The organism is Streptomyces sp. NBC_00104, assembly GCF_045160825.1.
Taxonomy (GTDB): domain Bacteria; phylum Actinomycetota; class Actinomycetes; order Streptomycetales; family Streptomycetaceae; genus Streptomyces.
In genome coordinates this window covers 3,548,702-3,566,937 of sequence record NZ_CP108215.1, presented here as the reverse complement: position 1 = coordinate 3,566,937, position 18,236 = coordinate 3,548,702, and the positions used below count along the sequence as shown (strand labels likewise).

At 69.0% G+C, this 18,236-nt stretch carries 20 protein-coding genes and 1 tRNA gene; 13 read left to right on the top strand and 8 right to left on the bottom strand.

Features of this window, described 5'->3' with window-relative positions; genetic code table 11:
* Positions 1 to 24: 24 nt before the first annotated feature.
* The 5 genes from OG272_RS15545 to OG272_RS15525 all read left to right on the top strand — a co-directional run bounded on the left by OG272_RS15545 (position 25) and on the right by OG272_RS15525 (position 2,566).
* Positions 25 to 558 (top strand): hypothetical protein, encoded by a 534-nt coding sequence (locus OG272_RS15545; protein ID WP_405893670.1) that lies wholly within the window; start codon positions 25 to 27, stop codon positions 556 to 558.
* A gap of 82 nt (positions 559 to 640) precedes the next feature.
* Entirely contained in the window at positions 641 to 1,453 is an 813-nt protein-coding gene (locus OG272_RS15540; RefSeq protein ID WP_405893668.1) for a peptidoglycan-binding protein, read from the top strand.
* A 12-nt stretch (positions 1,454 to 1,465) separates the two neighbouring features.
* Positions 1,466 to 1,693, top strand: coding sequence for a hypothetical protein (locus OG272_RS15535; protein WP_327346012.1), 228 nt, complete (start codon positions 1,466 to 1,468; stop codon positions 1,691 to 1,693).
* Entirely contained in the window at positions 1,690 to 2,070 is a 381-nt protein-coding gene (locus tag OG272_RS15530) for a hypothetical protein (RefSeq protein WP_405893665.1), read from the top strand. Before OG272_RS15535 ends, OG272_RS15530 begins: the two co-directional genes overlap by 4 nt.
* Positions 2,071 to 2,140: 70 nt before the next feature.
* A complete protein-coding gene (locus OG272_RS15525; RefSeq protein WP_405893664.1) occupies positions 2,141 to 2,566 on the top strand; it encodes a hypothetical protein in 426 nt (141 codons plus the stop codon).
* Positions 2,567 to 2,645: 79 nt separating this feature from the next.
* On the opposite strand, the gene OG272_RS15520 is transcribed toward OG272_RS15525, so the two are convergent.
* From OG272_RS15520 to OG272_RS15500, 5 genes are all read right to left on the bottom strand, one after another.
* Positions 2,646 to 2,819 carry a hypothetical protein gene (locus tag OG272_RS15520; protein WP_405893663.1) on the bottom strand — a complete coding sequence of 58 codons (174 nt, stop codon included), beginning with the start codon at positions 2,817 to 2,819 and terminating at the stop codon, positions 2,646 to 2,648.
* 530 nt (positions 2,820 to 3,349) lie between these two features.
* Positions 3,350 to 4,255 (bottom strand): hypothetical protein, encoded by a 906-nt coding sequence (locus tag OG272_RS15515; protein ID WP_405893662.1) that lies wholly within the window; start codon positions 4,253 to 4,255, stop codon positions 3,350 to 3,352.
* Positions 4,256 to 4,858: 603 nt separating this feature from the next.
* Entirely contained in the window at positions 4,859 to 5,326 is a 468-nt protein-coding gene (locus OG272_RS15510) for a gamma-glutamylcyclotransferase family protein (RefSeq protein WP_405893661.1), read from the bottom strand.
* A gap of 132 nt (positions 5,327 to 5,458) precedes the next feature.
* Positions 5,459 to 5,998 carry a GNAT family N-acetyltransferase gene (locus tag OG272_RS15505; protein ID WP_405893659.1) on the bottom strand — a complete coding sequence of 180 codons (540 nt, stop codon included), beginning with the start codon at positions 5,996 to 5,998 and terminating at the stop codon, positions 5,459 to 5,461.
* Entirely contained in the window at positions 5,983 to 7,278 is a 1,296-nt protein-coding gene (locus tag OG272_RS15500; protein ID WP_405893657.1) for an XRE family transcriptional regulator, read from the bottom strand. The genes OG272_RS15505 and OG272_RS15500 overlap by 16 nt, the downstream gene beginning before the upstream one ends.
* 300 nt (positions 7,279 to 7,578) lie before the next feature.
* On the opposite strand from OG272_RS15500, the gene OG272_RS15495 reads away from it, so the two are divergent.
* From OG272_RS15495 to OG272_RS15470, 6 genes are all read left to right on the top strand, one after another.
* The gene (locus OG272_RS15495; protein ID WP_405893655.1) at positions 7,579 to 8,178 is read left to right on the top strand and encodes a hypothetical protein; all 600 of its coding nucleotides are present in this window, start codon (positions 7,579 to 7,581) and stop codon (positions 8,176 to 8,178) included.
* Between the two features lie 78 nt (positions 8,179 to 8,256).
* A complete protein-coding gene (locus OG272_RS15490) occupies positions 8,257 to 8,943 on the top strand; it encodes a hypothetical protein (RefSeq protein WP_405893654.1) in 687 nt (228 codons plus the stop codon).
* A 15-nt stretch (positions 8,944 to 8,958) separates the two neighbouring features.
* Positions 8,959 to 9,204 carry a hypothetical protein gene (locus tag OG272_RS15485; protein ID WP_405893652.1) on the top strand — a complete coding sequence of 82 codons (246 nt, stop codon included), beginning with the start codon at positions 8,959 to 8,961 and terminating at the stop codon, positions 9,202 to 9,204.
* Positions 9,192 to 10,301, top strand: a complete 1,110-nt coding sequence (locus OG272_RS15480) for a radical SAM protein (protein ID WP_405893651.1) — start codon at positions 9,192 to 9,194, stop codon at positions 10,299 to 10,301. The genes OG272_RS15485 and OG272_RS15480 overlap by 13 nt, the downstream gene beginning before the upstream one ends.
* Before the next feature lie 2 nt (positions 10,302 to 10,303).
* Complete coding sequence (locus tag OG272_RS15475) at positions 10,304 to 10,513, top strand: hypothetical protein (protein WP_405893649.1); 210 nt, start codon at positions 10,304 to 10,306, stop codon at positions 10,511 to 10,513.
* 91 nt (positions 10,514 to 10,604) lie between these two features.
* Positions 10,605 to 11,402, top strand: a complete 798-nt coding sequence (locus OG272_RS15470; protein WP_405896025.1) for an aminoglycoside phosphotransferase — start codon at positions 10,605 to 10,607, stop codon at positions 11,400 to 11,402.
* A 104-nt stretch (positions 11,403 to 11,506) separates the two neighbouring features.
* Here the strand turns inward: OG272_RS15470 and OG272_RS15465 are convergent, their stop codons facing one another.
* Entirely contained in the window at positions 11,507 to 11,758 is a 252-nt protein-coding gene (locus OG272_RS15465) for a DNA-binding protein (RefSeq protein ID WP_405893647.1), read from the bottom strand.
* 153 nt (positions 11,759 to 11,911) lie between these two features.
* On the opposite strand from OG272_RS15465, the gene xerC reads away from it, so the two are divergent.
* Positions 11,912 to 13,558 (top strand): tyrosine recombinase XerC, encoded by a 1,647-nt coding sequence (gene xerC / locus OG272_RS15460; protein ID WP_405893645.1) that lies wholly within the window; start codon positions 11,912 to 11,914, stop codon positions 13,556 to 13,558.
* Between the two features lie 204 nt (positions 13,559 to 13,762).
* Positions 13,763 to 13,829: transfer RNA gene (locus tag OG272_RS15455), tRNA-Ile, on the top strand.
* A 1,176-nt stretch (positions 13,830 to 15,005) separates the two neighbouring features.
* On the opposite strand, the gene OG272_RS15450 is transcribed toward OG272_RS15455, so the two are convergent.
* Both OG272_RS15450 and OG272_RS15445 read right to left on the bottom strand, forming a co-directional pair.
* Positions 15,006 to 15,437, bottom strand: coding sequence for an ester cyclase (locus OG272_RS15450; RefSeq protein ID WP_405893643.1), 432 nt, complete (start codon positions 15,435 to 15,437; stop codon positions 15,006 to 15,008).
* Positions 15,438 to 16,228: 791 nt separating this feature from the next.
* Positions 16,229 to 17,761 (bottom strand): MFS transporter, encoded by a 1,533-nt coding sequence (locus OG272_RS15445; RefSeq protein WP_328223005.1) that lies wholly within the window; start codon positions 17,759 to 17,761, stop codon positions 16,229 to 16,231.
* Positions 17,762 to 18,236: the final 475 nt, after the last annotated feature.

Below are 18,236 nucleotides of genomic sequence, written 5' to 3'. Positions count from 1 at the left end.
TCCTCCGTACCGGAGTTGATCCCCGTGCCAACCAGCGTCACCACGACCCCGCCAGGGGTGGAGGTGTGTTCCCTCAAGCGGGACATCAACCAGCCCATCGTGCCGGGCACCACCTATACGATCGTCCGATTTCCGTTCGGGGCGGAGGAGCCCTCCGACCGGTTCCAGATGCACCAGGCTGTCCAGCCTGACGGGTACGTGGTCACAGACTGGGACAACGATCCGCGCTCGGGCCTGATCTGGCCGTCGCGGGCGGGGTGGGGCCACCTGTACGCGCTGATCCAGTGGGAGGCCCCCACGGCCGCGAGCGGGGGGTACACGGAGCTGCGCGACCAGTACGTGCGTGACCCGCTCAGTCTCGGCTCCCCGACCCCCAACGACACCACAGCGACGGACCATCGCGCCCCGAGTCCGGGCGGCCAGTTCTTCACCAAGAGTCACGGCATCTACGTCGACCCGTTGACTCCGCTCGCGTTGCGCGTCACCCACAACGCATCCGCCGGTTCTCTGAACCTGACGCTCGCGGAGTTCAAGCTCGCCATCTACGAGGCCGCGTAATGCCCATCCCACGTCTTCGCGAGTCGGCCGCCAGCTGCGCAGCAGGCCTCCGCCCACTTCTCACCACGCAGGGGGTCTGACCATGTCCTGGTGCCCGTTCGCAACGAAGTTTGAGCTCCAGCCGGAAAGCGACGGCCAGCCCGCCATCAGGCCGACGCAGTTCATCGCGCACAGCATCGCCGCCCCGTGGACGCCCAAGAGGACGTACGAGTACTGGCGCGACAGCACGAACCTTGAGAGTCATTTCGGCCTCGGGTATGACGGGAGCCTCGGCCAGTTCATCGGCACGCAGACGCGAGCTGATGCCACCGCTGCCGCGAACCGGCGGGCGGATGGCACCGGGGCCATATCGCTGGAGTCGGCGTCGAACCGTAAGGCCAGCGATCCGTGGACGGATGCGCAGGTCGAGATGCTCATCCGGCTCGGCGTCTGGGTTCACCAGGAGCACCCGGTCCCGCTCCGCCTGTGCCGTACCTGGGATGACCCGGGGTTCGGGTATCACCGGATGTTCTCGCAGTGGAACCCGAGCGGGCACTCGTGCCCGGGAGACGCACGGGTGACGCAGTTCCGGAAGATCGTGTTCCCGGGAATCGTCGCCCGCGCTGGCGGCGGCAAGCCGAGCGTGCCGACGCACGAGCCGTACCCCGGAGCGTCGTTCTTCCTGAACGGGTCACGGCCGGCGCTCGGTAAGAAGTCGCCGATCTTCACCGCGATGGGGAAGCGGCTCGTCGAGGAGGGGTGCGGCCAGTACAAGGTCGGCCCCGGTCCGGAGCTTGGCCAGGCCGACGTCGACTCCTACGAGGCGTGGCAGCGGAAGTGTGGGTTCAGCGGCACGGCCGCGAAGTGGCCGCCGGGCCGGACCACGTGGGACACGCTCCAGGTCCCGAACGTCTGAGAGGGGAGTCTCATGAGTACCGAGAACAGGCGCGCGCTGCGCACCGTGTTGCAGACGGCTCTCGCCCTGGCCGTCGCCCTCCCGGCGATCGTAGGCGTGGCCGACATCCCGCAGTCGTGGCCGTGGGTCGCCGCGGCCTTGGGGATCGCCGGCGGGTTCGCGCGGGTCATGGCGCTCCCGCAGGTTCAGGCCCTCCTCCCGGCGTGGCTGCGCACGGATGACGCGGGGAGAGACGGGTGAACATCGGAGGGACCACCGGCGTCTCCGCCCTGGACATGGTCCTCGTGTGGGGTGGGGCGGTCACGATCCTCGCCGGGCTCGGCGCCATCGTCTGGCGGGGCGTCCGCGCGACCCTCCGCCTCGGCCGTCGCGTCGAGGAGTTCATGGACGACTGGGCCGGCGAGGTGGAGCGCCCGGGTGTGCCGGGCCGGGCTGGGGTGATGGAGCGCGTGAGCGGGATTGAGGAACGCCTCGCCCGTGTCGAGCACGAGCTGTATCCGAACAGCGGTGAGAGCCTGCGGGACGCCGTCGACCTGGCGAATGCCCGGCTCGCGCAGCTCCTGCCGGACGAGGAGGAGCCGACCGCCCCGCCGGGCGCGACCCCCGCGTCCCCCTGATCGAACGCCCGCCCACCGCTCCCGACCGGGGCGTTCTGCTCTGTCTGGCGTGCCTGCGATGCTGGCCCGCATGACGACGGCAGACCCGATGGAGGACGTTGAGGCCGCGCTCGCGGCTATGCCGAGGGAGGCTCGGGAGGAGTTGGTCCGCCAGTGGTGGAAGGCCGCCACGGCACCGCCGCCCCCACAGCCTGCGCTGTCTCTGTTCCCGCCCCCACAGTTCCCGTACGGGCCCCGGCACCCGGACGCCGGCGCTGTGCGCTGGAACTGCCCGCTCGGGTGCGGCTGGTGGCATGAGGAGAATCCGGGCCGGGAGCTTCCCGGGCCGCTCCGCCTCCCCGCGGGCCTCACCTCGGAGGACGTGAGCGAGGCGGTCAGTCGGCAGGCTCAGGAGCGTTCGGAGGCGCTGCGGCAGCGTGTTGAGGACGCGATCACCGAGCACTACGGGACCGCCCACCCAGGTCTGGAGCCGGGCGATGTCAGACCCGGTTCGTAGGGTGACGGAGTCCCTAGCTTGCTGCTGCTCGGACACCCGACGCCCCGACCGGCCTGGAAACCGGGCGGGGCGCCCTCGTCTATGCGGCCTGCACGACGTCGTCGCGCGAGACCTCCGCCCACTCGACGAGCAGCTCGGCGTACGACGCAGAGCGCTCCTCCCCGGCGGGCTCGTCCATGAGGCGGCGGATGCGGTCGTTGACCTGGTCGAGGGCAGGGGTCACCTGGCCGTGAGGCCGGAGGGAGTGGGGCATAGGTCCACGGTACGGCGAGGCACTGACACCAGGGCCCCGGTAGCCGTGTTCTATTCTGCGTTCGAGTGCGACACTGCCGCCCGTCGCCCAGGAGGAACAGGACACCCTTGATGGCCACGCCCGCGCCCCCGATCGCCGAGCCGGACCCGTCGGCGCTGACGTCCAGTGGTGACCAGGTCGGCCCCTGCGCGGTGTGCCACCGGAAGACCCTGCGGTACGGCCGTGGTGGATGCCCGCTTTGCCAGTGGTGCCTGGAGCCAGTGCAGGCGAAGCGGGGCGCTGCGGTGCGCTACGTCGACACCCGCCCCTGAGAGCAGCGGCTCAGGGACTGCGCCTCGGCTTGCGCGAAGCCGTCTTCTTGGCGGCGGTCTTGGTCACCCGCCGGTGGTGCCCGAGGTCGTAGACGGCGATATCTGCGGCTCGGACGGGAACCCTTGTGGCACCTGCTGGGACGAGGCCACGATCGTGGTCCTGGATGCTCGCGGATAGGTCTGGACGACACGCCGGTATCGGGCAGCTGGGCTCCAGGCCTACAAACTGCACGGGCCAGTCGGTAGGGAGACGTACGCCCTGGCTCCGCATCGGAAGCAGATACTCATGGAGGCTTCCGGCTCTGCGAGGGTCGAGGCACCCAGTATCACCGTGTTGGTGTGGAACAACGAGGTCTGCGAGTCGCTACACGGGCACTGAGTCAGGTATCCGACGAGCTCGTGCTCGCGCAGGTACAAATCTGCCAGTTCCGCTGCTGGCCACCGCGCAGTGCAGAATCGACAGTGCAGCTCGATCTCAGGGGCAAGACCCCACTCACCTACGTTCTGGTCTTCTGGCGGGATAGCAACGGCATACTGCCGACAGTGCGGGCATAGAACGGTGTTCCTCTCCATGCCCTTGAGTGCGGCCCGAACGTCACCCATCCGATCCTTGACCAACGAGTCGATGCGCCCCAACCTTTCCCGGATTGCTCCCATAGTGGTGAGGTACTCGGTTCCGAACTGGCTGGTGGACCGCGGGTCGTAGAGGTGCGCCGGGATGAAGTCGAGGAGGAAGCCGAGCACCCGCGTGATCTGGGTCTCGACTGCGTAGGCTGGCGCCGTGTGCCCATAGTGTGTCAACGCGTTTCGCGTCCCGGTCAGATCTTTGATGGCCGTGCGGTTTGCCTGGCCGATGTCGAGCCCAACGATGTCACGAAGTCGGTCCATGGCTGCTTCCACGGTCACGCTGCTGAAGTCACCCGCATGGAACTTCGCCTCGGTCATTTTGCGCAGGTCAGTGATGACAAGGCTCCAGTGGTCACGAACGAGGCGCGCTTTGAGCAGCACCTCGGTCGCAGCGTGCAAGTGCAGGACCGCGTACTTCAGGTCCCGATCGGCGGGCGGCTGCTGCCCTTCCGTCAGGTGCTGTACTGCGCTGAGGAGGTAGTCCATCCCGTTGCGCACGGGCCGGAACTCAAGGTCCGGCCGACTACCTCTACGCCGCGCCGGTGGCTGCCCCTGTTGTGGAAAGCTGCTCATCCTCGCCCCTGTGGCTCACGGTCTCTACCTTCGAACTTCGGTAGACCGATGATCCCCCGCCAACCAGCCTGCTGCATCAACGTTGATAGACGGGATCAGTCGCCCCTACGTTGCGATCGGGATGAGCGAGTCATTCGTCGCGAATGTCCATAGCGCGCAAGGGCGATCGCCGACAGTGCCAGGGCTGGATCGACGCGACCCGATGAGCGGCATCGAGCGGCGACCGGCACGCCGGACCGCACCAAGATCCTCGCCGAGAGCTGGCACCCCGTCTCTCCGCCAGGCGCCAGCTCTCGAACGAGAACCGTTCCCGAGAAACATGCATCCCTCGATTCAGCGATCCCGCCACACCTGTTGCAACCGGTACGGTGAGCTATCCCCACGCCGATCTGCACGAACGGCCACCCAACGAGCTCGCGCCACAGCGCCAACCCCAGAGAACCCGCTGTGCTCTTACTGCTTCGCGGACGCGTCGGCGAAGTGGGGGGGCGGGCGTGAGGCAGAAGGCCTCCACTGCCTGACGCTGGCCTACTCGCCCTTAGCCTCGCCTGCGGCCAACCTCGGGCCGATCCGGGCGCACCGCGCGGCGTACGCCGGAAGATGCAGCTCCTTGAATTCGGCTGAATCCCAGTTCTCGGGCCGGACCTCCACGTCGGGCCAGATGTAGGCCAACCCACGCTTGCCGGTCGTGAGCGAGACCTCCCGCAGGTCGTACTGGTCGTCCTCGAATGCGTCGAGCAACCTCCATTCCTGGTTGGTCAGGTCGGTGAGCAACAGACCGGCCGCCGTGGCGCCGGGCGCGGCAACGAGACCGGGATAGACCCGGCCTTCGAGCGCGGCAGCGCGCCACTCCGGCGCTGAGGTGGGGGTACTGGCCGGTACCCGTCCCAACAAGCCTTTGAGGACGGCATCGAACTGGAGCGTGCCGTAGACGAAGAGCACGTCAGGGGCATCAGGAAAGCCGTCTCGACGGCTCGAAGGCTGGACCAGGGACATGCCAGGGACCCTATCGGCGAGGAATCCGTCAGAGGGCAGTTTGAGCTAACGACGAGACCGGGAGGGCCCTTCCCGCCCTCTCGCGTCGGCCCGCCCCGTTGAGAGGCGGGCCGTCATGGTGATGTCGGGGGATCAGGCAAAGCGGAGTTCGCGGAGCATGACGGCGAAGTTCGGGGAGTCTGGGAAGGGCTGGCGGTTGCCGATCTTCCGGTAGCGCCACGTCTCGTAGAGGGCTTGCACCTTGGGGTGGTCGGGGTCGACGAGGAGGACGGCCAGGGCCTCCGGTCGGCTTTCCAGGAGGGCCGTGTGCAGCTGCTCGGCAGTGCCGGTCTTGCGCCACTTCGGGCGCACCATCAGCTCGGACACGGAGAACGTCGAGTCGTCCGCCGGCGCCGTGGCCAGGTGCTCGCGCCACCACTCCCTGCCGGGGGTGGCCGGGGCGCCGTAGGCGAAGCCGACCGGTTCGCCGTCGTCGTAGCCGACGACGCACGCGAAGCCGGGGTGTCCGCCCCAGTGGTCGACGAACCAGGGGAACCGCTGGTTGAACTCGTCTTCCATCTCGTCCGCGTACGCGTCCGCGTGCACATCGAGCAGGGTCTGCCGGATATGCGGTAGGTCGTCGTGCCCGTAGTGGCGGAGTTCGACGGTTGCCGTGGTCACGGGGTGCTCCATTCGGTCCGGTAGCGGTCGATCCACTCGTGCGCGAAGTGCGCGGAGGGGGCCAGGGTGATCAGGTCGCGCTGGAAGTCCCCGAGGGCCTGACGCATCCGGCCTGGGATCGGGGCGCCCGCCATGATCTCGAACACCTCACCACCGGTGGTGACTGCCTGCTCGACATCGCCTTGATGGAGCTGGGCCAGGGCGAGGTGGATTGTGGCGTTCGCGCGGTTGCGGCGGTACGTCGCGGGCAGGGCGGAGAGGGCGCGGTGGGAGGCCGCCTCGGCTTCGGCCGGATGCCCGACGACGTTCCGCACGATGGCGGTGATCGAATGCAGCTCAGCAGGCCCGTAGAAGGACATCCAGGTGGGCAGCGGGGCCGACAAGTCAGCCTTGGCCATGGCGTCCTCGGCGCGGCCGAGGGAGCGCAGGGCCGCCCGGTGCTCCTTGGCATGAGCCAGACCGATAGCGGTCCGGGCGTGGGCGAGGGAGGCGTGCATGGGGCTGCGGCGGACGACCGTCGTCGCCCGCGCGGCTTGGGCGGCGGCGACCGCTTCGGCGTACTCCCCGCGCTGCCGGGCGAGCATGGCCCGCAGGTTCCACACCTGCATGGTCATGTCGGCGTCCTGGGCCATGCCAGCGAGGGTGAGCGCGCGGTCGAGGTGTCGGCCGGCGTTGTCGAGCAGCCCGGCGTCGATCATGGACCACGCAGCGGTTGCGGTGAAGTCAGAGGCGACGGCGAACAGGCGTTGGCGGACGCGCTGCGTGGTGGATTGCTTCTGGAGGCCGAGGGCTTCGGAGGCGCCCGCGAGGGCAGCCCGTTCGAGGGCGGTGTGTCCGCCGCGTACCGCGTCCAGCTCGACGAGGTTCTCGACGCTGTCACGAAGCCGGATCACGTCGGAGGTGCCGACACGGGACGGGCGGGAGCCTGCACTGACGAGGGGTATGGCGGCGGCGGCGGTGCCGGTGGCCGCCCCGACGAAACGGCGGCGGTGCACTGAAGGGTCCTCCGGTTGTGCTGCTGGGGGCGGTGAGACGGTCGTGTCTTTCCCCCGAGGCACGAACCCTAAGTCCGTGGTGGTGAGACCGGTGACGATCTCCAGCGCGGTGCGCTGGAGTGCCTGCGGCCATTGGTTCTCGCCGGACAGCCACCGCCACACGGTTCGTTCCGACGTGACGCCGGGCTTACCGGTGATCTTGAGAATGGCGTCATTGACGGCGTCGGTCAGCTTTGCGACGGACATCTCGCGTGCTTTGAGCCAGGCGGCTAAGGGTTCGTTTCGGGTCTCCGCCATGGCTTCACGGTAGAAGGTTCGGGCCGCCCCGGAGGGTAAAGGACGAGTCAATTCGTCAGTCGCGGCGCGAGTAGCCCGGCCAACTTCGTCATACCCGAAGCATGGTGACGATGGGTTAGCTGTTGTGTACGGCCCCGCTCAACTCCCCACCTGCACATGGGGACCAGCGGGCACCGAGACGACGAAGAGGCCCACGATGACCCAAGCAGGTATGCCGCAGGAGAGAACCGCCGCCCTGCTCGCTCCCGATTCCGCCACGGCTGTTGCGAACGGGCTGCGTCCGACACCGGAGGCTGCGCGGTGACCCCCGCCGGGACCCCGCTGTCCCCGGTGGCGCTGCGCGGGGAAGACCGCCGCAGCACGGCGGCGATGGAGGCGTGGATGTACCAGGCTGCCAGATCCCGGCAGGCGGCCGTCGCTGAGTGGACGGACCAGGGCGTGGCCCTGCTGACCGCCGGCATCGCGTGGGACGCCGTCCGCGTGCCGCACGCGGTCCTCGCCCCGGACCTCGGGCGCGACACCGACCCGGACACCCTGCGCCGCCTACTGGCCGAACTGGAGCTGTCCGGCTCGGTCTTCTGCGACCCGTACCGGCCGTTCCTGTACTTCCTCGTACCGCCGGGCACCGACCAGCGATGGCCCCGCCCCCTCGCGGCAGGCGTGGAATGCCTGGGTGGTACCCGGCCGTACATCCACCACGTGGGCGTGCCGCGTCTGGACCGGCTCGCACCGCCCGGCCTGTACTGGCTGACGCTCCCGCACGACACCGGCCGGCACGCCGACCCGCAGCGCCTGGAGCAGGTTCTGCGCGAGCGCGTGGCGGAGGCAGCGAAACAGAATGGCGCCCCCGGCGGGCCGTTGACCAGCCCGCCGCCGATAACCGCGCCGAGCACCACATAGACCGGCGCCCACCGAGCGTGCTCCCCCGAAGCGCACGGTCGGCGCCACCCAAGTCCGTCCCCTCACCGCGAGAGAGATATGTCCCGACCCCTGCCCTTCACCTACAAGGGACTGCCCGTCCCCTACATCGCCGCATGGAGTAACGAGCACCTGCCGCGACCAGCCGTCATCACCGCCACCGACGGCATCGCCTTCGAAGACGCGCTCGGCGCCAACGGACACGCCCAGGGTCGCGACGAGTCGGGGGTGCTGTGGCAGCGGTGGGCGCTGCGTCGGGGAGACGGAAAGGCGGAGTTCGAAGTGGTGCACGCGCCCCGGCAGAAGCGCGCGATGCGGAAGCTCCTGTGTCAGGTGTGCGGCGGCCCTTCGGACGAGAACGAGGAGGGCCGACTGTTCTTGCTGGAGGACTACCGGGGCGTGGAGGGATGGCCCGAGCGCGAGGTGACGACGCATCCCCCGCTGTGCCTCTGGTGCGCGCCGTTGGCCGCGCGCCTGTGTCCGCACCTGCGGGGCAAGGTCGTCGCTGTCCGGGCTCGCCAGGTCGCCATCGATGGCGTGTACGGCGAGGTCTATCGGCGCAGCAGCGGCCCCTTTCCGGTGCTGGCCGAGAAGAAGGTCGTGTTCACCGACGACTGGCGCAGGAAGTGGACGGTCGGCGCACAGCTGGCCGCCACCCTCACCAACTGCACGGTGGTCGACCTCGACGAGCTGATCGCCGGGACCGCCGTACAAACCTGCCCCGTCCGTACGGACTCCGTCGCGTAGGGAAGGGGGCGCCCCATGGAGCGGCATTGGGTCACCGGCGACTGCTGGCTCGGGTGCCAGAGCATCGACGTGCTCGTGATCTGGCTCGGGCCGTTGCAGTGGGACGGGCAACACGCCCCGGTGTTCACGTGCGAGCCCTGTCTGAACCGCATCAAGACGCAGGCCCTTGCGTACTTCCTGGCTCGACAGCCCGATCACCGCTTGACCAAGCCCAGCCACCGCACACCCGCCCACGAAGTGGAGGAACCGTGCACCGCCTGATCGCTAGTCCCTTCTTAGGGAAGTTCCTGATCCTCAGGCCCGGCGATTCCGCCGGCATCCGCATCCCAGAAGTCCGGTACCGGGAGCTGCGCACAGTCGTCGCCGAGGACAACACGGCCCCGCCTTGGCTACGTCAAGCGGCCTCGCAGGCCTGGCAGATGGAGGTCCCGGACACTGAACTGCGCGGTGCGCTCCTGGTCCGCGAGCCCACGCCGTACGGCTTCGGGCGTGCCTCGTGGGAGATCAACCTCGGCTGCGACTACGACTGTGAGTTCTGCTACCTCGGCGAGAAGAAGTTCGAGGGGCTGCCCTGGGACGGCAAGCGGCGTCTACTGGAACTGCTCCGTGACGCCGGCGTGCTGTGGCTCCAGATCACCGGTGGAGAGGCCTTGGTCGACCGCCAGTTCCCGGCCGCGTACGAGTACGCCAACCAGCTCGGCATGATGGTCCACGTCTCCAGCAACGGCTCACAGCTCCACAAGGAGCCGGTCCTCGACCTGTTCACCCGCTATCGCCCGTACCGGCTGACCCTGAGCGTGTACGGCGCGAGCGAGGAAACATACGAGATGGTGACCCGGAACCGGGGCAGCTTCGGCAGGTTCACCCGCGGTCTGGCCGCCGCTCGTGAGGCGGGCCTGCCGGTGAAGCTGAACGTCGTGGTCTCCGACCGCAACGCGCATGAGGTCGACGCGATGCGGGCGCTCGCTGACCGGTACGGCTTTCCGCACCAGGTCTATACGAACCTGTCCCCGACGATCAACGGCGCCGCGAACCCGCTCGCCTCCCAGTCCGAGGACTACCTCCGCACCCGCCGCCCCTTCCAGGGCTGCAACGCCGGTCACACGTTCTTCCACGTCAACCCGCACGGCATCGCCTCGATCTGCAAGGTCGCCCGTGACCCGCACGTACGGCTGATGACCGAGGGCATCGAGGCCCTGCCCCGACTCGGCGGGATCGCCGAGTCCCTGCAACTTCGCACCGGTGGATGCTCCGGCTGCCAGCTGTCCGGCTCCTGCTGGACATGTCGGCCGCTGGCCAAGCTCTACCAGGACGCGAAGGCCGATAGGTCCCTGTACTGCCAACACGGAGGGAAGTAGCCATGGCCCCACCCGACGCGACCGCGACGAGGCCCGAGCCGGTGCTGATCACCATCGGACGGCCCCCGTCCGAGGCCACCGTCGCCACCCTGCCGCTCCCCGTCAACGTCGAGCCGATCGGCGACGAGGAGTTCCAGATCATCGGCGACCTGGACAAGGAGTCCGAGGCGACGATGTGCAACTGCTCCGCGAGCGACGACAACCCCTACTAGGCGGAGTCCCCGCCTAAGTGGCTGCCCCGGTCGTAGGCTGGCCGGGGCAGCCCCCCTTTCCCGAGCCCCGAGGAACCGCGCCACCGTGTCCATGCTCCGCCAGCACTTCCACGAGCTTCCCGCCGAGGCCCGCCAGGCCATCGCCGACAAGACGGGGCCCGTCCAGGCCGCGCGCACCGCGGGCGGCGGGATGAACTCCGGCATCGCCGCCCTCCTCGACACCGACAGCGGCCCTGTCTTCGTCAAGGGCATCCCCGCCGATCACCCGCAGGCCCCGGCACAGCAGCGTGAGGCCGGGATCAACCCCCACCTTCCCCAGGACTGTCCCCGCCTGTACTGGCACCTGGAAACCGCCGGCTGGGACCTCCTCGGGTACGAGATCATCACCGGGCGGCACGCCGTCTACGCACCCGGCTCCCCTGACCTCCCCCTCGTCGCCACCGCGCTCACCGACCTCCAGGCGGTCACGGCCCCGGCCGACATCGTCATAAAGGTCGCCGAACAGCGATGGGCCTCATACGCCCCTCCCGGGACCGTCGGCCTCTTCGCGGGGAACTCCCTACTGCACACCGACTTCGCCCCGGACAACGTCCTCATCAAGGAGCGGGCCCACATCATCGACTGGGCATGGCCGACGCGCGGCGCTGCCTGGATCGACCCCGCCGTCCTGATCCTCCGCCTCATGGACGCCGGGCACACCGTGGACGAGGCCGACGCGTTCGCGCGGACCTTTCCCTCATGGCATGGCGCTGACACGGCGGCGAAAGCCGCCTTCAGTACGGCGAACAGTGCCCTGTGGCGGGAGATCGCGGACGCGGACGCAACAGCCTGGAAGCGGGGGATGGCGGCTCACGCTGCGGCGCTGGCGGCGTTTCTGCACTCCGCCTGACGGCTGCGCCGCCGGAGGCCCCTGCGCATGGCAGCGGGCCCGGCCTCCGGAGGGGGAGTGGGAGGCTGGGCCCGCTGTGGGGGAGTGGTCTACAGGGGCGACGGTCAGGCCGCCGGGGCGTGCTCGGCGTTCTCTTTGATGCCGAGGATGCGGAGGAGGTCAGCGGTCACGACTCGGTAGGTGCGTCCCGCCGGGATGACCTTGCACGGGAACTTCCCGGCCCGCACCAGCTCGTATGCCTTCGTGCGGCCCATCCCGAATGCCTTCCCGGCCGTTTCGACGTCGGTCGTCGGCGGCAGGTTGAGCAGGTCGCCGACGGTGAGCTCCTGGTTCTCGGCGCTCGCCTGATGAGTCATGTCCGGGCACTCCCGTTCAGCATTGAAACGTTACTGCGCACTACTGCGCACAGTACGGCATGGGTTGATACGAAACAACACGTGGCGTACGTTGCTGACACCACTGGTACGCACAAGTACGCGCGTAGTGCGCGGTGATCCTCGGAGGTTGGCATGGCCGGAGCGCGGCGCGCTGGCGGCATATCGAAGCGCTGCGAGTGCCGTGGCGGCCCGGAGAACAAGAGGCTCGGTAACGACTGCCCGCAGCTCCCGAAGCGCAACCACGGGACCTTCCAGGTCCGCCAGGAGATCCCCGCCGACTCACAGGGCAACCGGAGGCCGTTCCGGCGGACCGGCTACGCCCTGGCCAAGGACGCACAGAAGGACCTCGACAAGGTCCGTGCCATCCTCGACCTGATCGACGACGACGAGCACTACGCCGCGCAGATCGGTGACCTCCTCGCCAAGGTGATGAGCGAGCGCGCGGACATCCCCGACGCGACTGAGGTGAAGCGGCGCCTGATCGGCGGCGTCGTCCTCGACAGCGACACGACGATCGGGGACTGGCTCGACTCGTGGGCCGCAGCGAAGAAGACGAAGCGGCGGACGACGAGCGGCTACGTCTCCCACATCCGCGTCCACCTGAAGCCGGGCCTTGGGCACTACCGGCTCGACCGCCTGAACATCGGCCACGTGCAGGCGTTCTTCGACGCGATCGACGACCGTAACGAGGTCATCAGGGCCCAGAACGCCGCGAGGAAGGAGCAGGAGGCGCGGTGCAAGTGGCGTCCGGGTACCAAGGGCGGCCGGCCCTCCCCGGAAGTCTCCGCACTGCTGGCGGCCGAGCGCGAGAAGCTGGCCGCGATGCCGCCGTACGGGCTCATCACGGGTCCGGCGACGAAGCAGCGGATCCGGGCGACGTTACGGGCCGCGCTGAATGCGGCGATCAGGAAGCAGCTCATCACCTTCAACCCGGCTGAGTGGGTGGAGCTGGAGTCGGGCAAGAGACCGAAGGCCAAGCTGTGGACGCTGCCGAACGTCGCGCACTGGGAGCGCACGGGTGAGAAGCCGTCTCTCGTCATGGTGTGGACGCCGCAGCAACTCGGTGTGTTCCTCGACGAGGCGGAGAGTTCGCGCCTGTACTCGTTCTTCCACCTGATCGCCTTCCGTGGCCTGCGCCGTGGCGAGGGCGTCGGGATCGAGTGGACGAACATCGACCTGGACGCCGGCCTGATCACCCCGTCGCGAGCGCTCGTCGTCGACAATTGGGAGGTCTTCGAGGACGACTTGAAGACGGAGGAGTCGACGTCGACGATCGGCCTCGACTCCCTCAACATCGGCGTGCTGCGCGAGCGGCGCGCGCTTCAGCTCGCCGAGCGGGACGCGTGGAATCGGCACGCCGCGCAGGAGCGCGCGAAGGGTAAGGACGTCGCCGACTGGGTGGACACGGGCAAGGTGTGGACCGAGCCCGACGGGACATGGCTCCACCCGGAAAAGGTGTCTGACGAGTTCCGGCGGATCTACAAGCGGGCGGGGCTGCCGCCGGTCAACCTTCGGGATCTCCGGCACCTGGCGGCGACGCTCACGCATGCGGGCGGGGGTGACATCTTCGCGGTGAAGAAGGTGCTGCGGCACTCCACGATCCAGCTCACGGGCGACACGTACACCGAGCTGCTGGAGGACGTCGACCGGGACATCGCTGAGAAGGCGGCGGGCCTGGTGCCCCGTGCTCGCCGGTCCCCTGAAGCCGTTCCGCCCGAGACGGAGGAGCCGGCCGAGGAAGACGACCAGGCCGACGACGAGAGCGAGGGGAGTGAGTAGAGTTCCGGGCGAGCGCGTTCCCAGGTCTCGTCATCGTTGCAGGTGGCGGGGCCTCTCTGCTCGCCCCGTGCTCGCCCGAACGTCCCGGAAGGGCCCGGAAGTACGCGGAAGTACCCGACAGTTGCGCGTCGGCGGTGGTGTGCCGGATAGGCTTGTGACCTGCACAGTTCGGCACTGGCCGACACGGAGCGGCATTATCCGGCAGGTGGCGCGATGGCCTGGCAGCGGACTCATAATCCGTCGGCCGTGGGTTCGAGTCCCACCCGCCCCACCTTTAACGTCGTATGACCTGCGGAAACGTTCCTCGTGAGGTGTTGGAGCGTCAACTCCGCCTCAACGGAAAGAATCCGCTGCGCGCGTCGTTGGAACCGCGCGCACGTCGCGCCGCTCGGAAGGTTCCGACCCCATCTGACCTGCGGCGGAGTGGGCGGTCAAGGTTGTCACCGGCTTCCGGGGCGGCTGCTTTCCAGCTCGGAACGAAGGTTCAGGAACCAGACAGGGACCAAGGCGGCGCCGACGTGCCCGCGCTGGCGGGGCCCTGGCGCTGATCGTTTTCTCTTTCGCCTGCTGCGCGGGCATGGGGCTGCCACCCGTGGCACGGCTGGTCGAGTACTGGGCATGCACCGGAGGCGGCGCAGATACGTTCTGATCCGCCAGGACCGCGCCGACCAAGCGGATCAGGGGGCGCGGGGGTGGAAGATCCTGACCACGTCGGTGCGGCGGCGGATCTCCTTGTTCAGCCGCTCCGCAGCACAGGCGTTCCCACCCAGCGGGGTGGGGCCGAAAGCTGACCCCAGAGCCGGCCGCCGCCGTCCGCGCCCGTCGAAGCTGTGTCCCGCCGGTCCTGCTCTCGCTGCGGCCGTACGGACACATCCCGAAGCGGAACCGTCCGGCGGTCCTGCCGCCCTCGACTCCAGCACCGTCGACCGGCTCGTCGACCGGCTCGCCCGCCGACGGACGGCGTACGGCTTCGAGCCCGAGCTGTATGGCGGGGGGGCGCGTTCACCGATCGGCACCATCCTGGACCTGAGATCGCCCCCACTCCGTGCTACCCGGTCCCGTCCTGCGAAGACGGGTTCATGGTCGACACCCAGCGAGCCGTGCCGGGCGTGCGTCGAGCAGCGTGTGCAGCGCAAGGCTGACCAGTTCGCCGGGCGGTCCCCGCGCAAGACCGCGGGCCGCCACTTCGCAGGAGTACGTCGAGTGCGGGCGGCTCTGTCCCGGCGACGTCCAGGCCGACGCCGTGTGCGAGCCGCGCCCCGAGAAGTCCGAGGCCGAACCGGGTGCCCTGGGAACTCCGGCTGGCCACGTCCCGCGCGGAGATCCGGCACACGGGTCCCGGTACGGGCAGTGAGGCGGACCGGCGACTGCGGTTAGGCGGCGGTGGCCACGGCGGGCCGAAGCCCCCGTCGCCCCGGTCGTGGACCCTCGGTGGGGCTTCTTCCGGTCAGCCCTGCAGCTGCTCGGTCAGACCCAGCTGGCTCATGATGGCGCCGGTGTCCAGATAGGCGCGGCCTTCCTTGATCTTGTTGTCCTTGACTTCGTAGACGTCGCACGCGTGCACCGTGACGTGACGCCCCGTGGCGGGCACAGTGCCCGCGTGCAGGACCAGGTCCCCGGTCTGCGTCCCGCTGCCCGTGTACTCGACGACCACCGTGTCCCCCTGCGACGTGAGGTGGTCGAGGGTGAACTTACCGTCGGGCATCGCGTCGAACATGGCCTTCGCGAGCTGGGTGAAGCCCTCCGGACCCTGCAGCGTCCTTCCGCTGCCCTCCTCGATGAGGGTGCAGTCCGGAGCGACGGACCCGGCGATGGAGTCGTAATCCCGGTCGTTCCACGCCCGGAAGAGATCGCGGACAAAAGTTTCGTTGTCAGTCATGGGAACCTCCACTCGGGAACGTCTCTTTCTTTCCATGCTGACTTGCCGCGTCCGACCGTGCATTCGCTGTGGGACGGCTGGCTGTTATGTCAGGGGAGGTTGCGGACGGTGACAGGGCTCACGGCTGACTGATCTTGAAATGGGTGAGGGCCTGGGGCCTTCTGGCTCGGTGCGGATTGCGACATCTACGCGCACACAGGCCGCTCCTGCCGGGGCTGTCAGCCCCGATCAGATCGTGCGGGGCACTGGCGTGGGCCTTGAGAGTGCCGTTGGGTGGGACTTGATCGACTCGTGGTCGGCGGCCACGATGGGGACGATCCGGTCGTCGTCTCCGTGCGCCACCAGCACCGGGATGTCGATCTTCAGGTTCTCGGCGAAGTGCGTCGCGGCGAAGGCCTCGATGCAGTCCAGGGCTCCCGTGGTAGAACTGCGACCGGTCGGCGGCGACGCCGGCGCGGATCGCGTCGAAGTCCTCGACGGGCAGGCCCTTGGGGTTGGCCTCGGTCTTGAGTATCAGCGGTGGGAGCACCTCGTGGTCCGTTCCCGTCCGCGGCCGGATCGCCGGGAGCCACATGACACTTATGCGGACGCAGCGCCCGCCGCAGACGGGTCCCACGTGGACGTGTGTGGCGCCGAGCAGAAGTGGACCGCGCGCCGTTAGCTCGGCTCGCTCCCACATGCCCTGCCTGACGGTCTGACGGCCTGACGGTCTGACGGTCTGACGGTCTGACGGTCTGACGGTCTGACGGCCTGACGGCCTGATGCCCTGACGCCTGGTGACCGGACGCCTCCTACTGCGCGGTCCGAGTCCGGCGGGGCATGAGCAGGTACGCCGCTACAGCCAGGGCGAGTGGCAGGAGGCTCACGACCAGCATGGTGAGCCGCAGGCCGTTGGTGAAGTCCAGCCCGAGATCCAGTCCGGACTGCCGGAGCAGGCTCGGGTCGTATCCGGCGGTGCCCGGACTGTGCGCCATCGCGCTTCGCGTCGCGTCCACGGCCTGTTCGGCCTCGGCCACCGACACACCGCGCGCGTCGGCGTCGTTGAGCCACTGCCGCTGGAAGAAGAGGTTGAGCAGCAGGAGGTAGACGGCGGGGCCGAGCGCGTAGCCCGTCATTCCGAATGCCGGCTGGACGGAGGCCACGGCGCCGGACTTTCCGGGCGGGGCGTGCGAAAGGATGGTCTCGGCCACCGCGGAGGAGGTCACCAGCGAGCCGAGGTTGGTGAGCCAGGTGGCCAGTACGACGATCCACAGCGCCATCGTGGGCGTAGCGGTGGCCGCCATCAGCAGCCCGCCCGCGGTCATCACCAGCAGGCCGGTGATGAGGACCGGCCGGGGGGTGTACTTCCCGATCAGGCGCCCGGCGAGGATGACGGCGACTGCGATCGCCAGTGTGCCGGGCAGGAACAGCAGGCCGATCGTGCGCGGGGACAGTGAGAGGATCACGCTGCCGAACTGCCCGAGGGCGAAACTGAACCCCGCGACGAGGAAGTTGAGCGTCAGGCTGGCCAGCGCGGCCACGGCGAACGGACCGCTGCGGAACAGCGACAGGTCCAGGACCGGTTCCGGTGTCCGGCGTTCACGGAGCACGAACAGCACGCCGGCGACCGCACTGATCACCAGCGGCAGCCAGGCCTGGAGCTGGGAGATCCCGTTCTCCGCTTCGGCGACGCCGTGCACGAGGGCCAGCAGCGCGACGCCGACCAGGCTGACGCCGACGACGTCGACTCCGCGGCGCTTCTGGACGGGGGGCTCGGTGACGTAACGGGCCGTCAGCCCGAGCGCGATCAGCGACAGCAGCGGGGCGAGAAGGAACAGCCAACGCCAGCCGACGGCCTCCACCACCCAGCCCCCGATCGCGGGGGTCACCCCGCACAGCACCATGTCGATGGCCATGAAGATGCCGATGGCAGCCGGCCGTCTCTCCGCCGGCACCGACACCTTGAGCAGGGCCATCGACACGCCCAGGATCGCGGCCAGCGCCAGGCCGTCGAGGAGGCGCGTCACCAGTAGGAACGTGTAGCCGGGGGAGATCGCGGAGAGCAGGTTGACGATGATGTCGCCGACCAGCCCCAGCGTCAGCAGCCGCTTGAGGCCGAAGGTGTCCCCGAGACTGCCCACGGCGAGCACGGCGGCGGCCATGACCAGCGTCGCAGCGCCTCCCAGGAATCCGATGACGTCGGGCGGCACGTGGAGCGCCCGGCTGACCTGCGGCATGTTCAGGCTGAGGACCAGCGGGTCGATGGCCGTGATCGTGAAAGCGAGGGAGAGTCCCGAGATGATCGGGAGGATCGCGACAATGGACCGGGGCTCCGCAGTCGGCACAGCAGTTCCTCCCGTACGTCGGTCGGCGCCGACCGCTCACCGACCGACCGTAACCGGGCCACCGCTTCCAGCCCGTCCTCCCCGGGCCTGCGCACGCGGCTCGACACCTGTTCGGACCAGGAGGGTCAGTCGTACGTGACCAGGAGCGCCGGCCCGCTTCGGAGGACTCGAGGGTGTACCGGGCCATGAGCGACCGGACGGCCAGGGCGCTGACCGCCACCGCCACTCCCGCCCGACGCGGCGCACGAGCGGCGGCGAGCTGATCCTGGGCGCGGTGCCGGCGCACCTGGAGGAGTGGGCGAGTGAGATCGCCGCGCAGGCCGAAGCGAACAGGGGAGCAATCCGGAACTGACGGCGCAGCTCGAGGAGTTCGACCGGGGGGTCGAGGAGGCCCGGATCACCCGCAAGACCCTGCTCGCGCTGCCCGGTCCGCCGACGCCGACCCCGACGTCCGCGAGGCTGCCGGACAGATCCG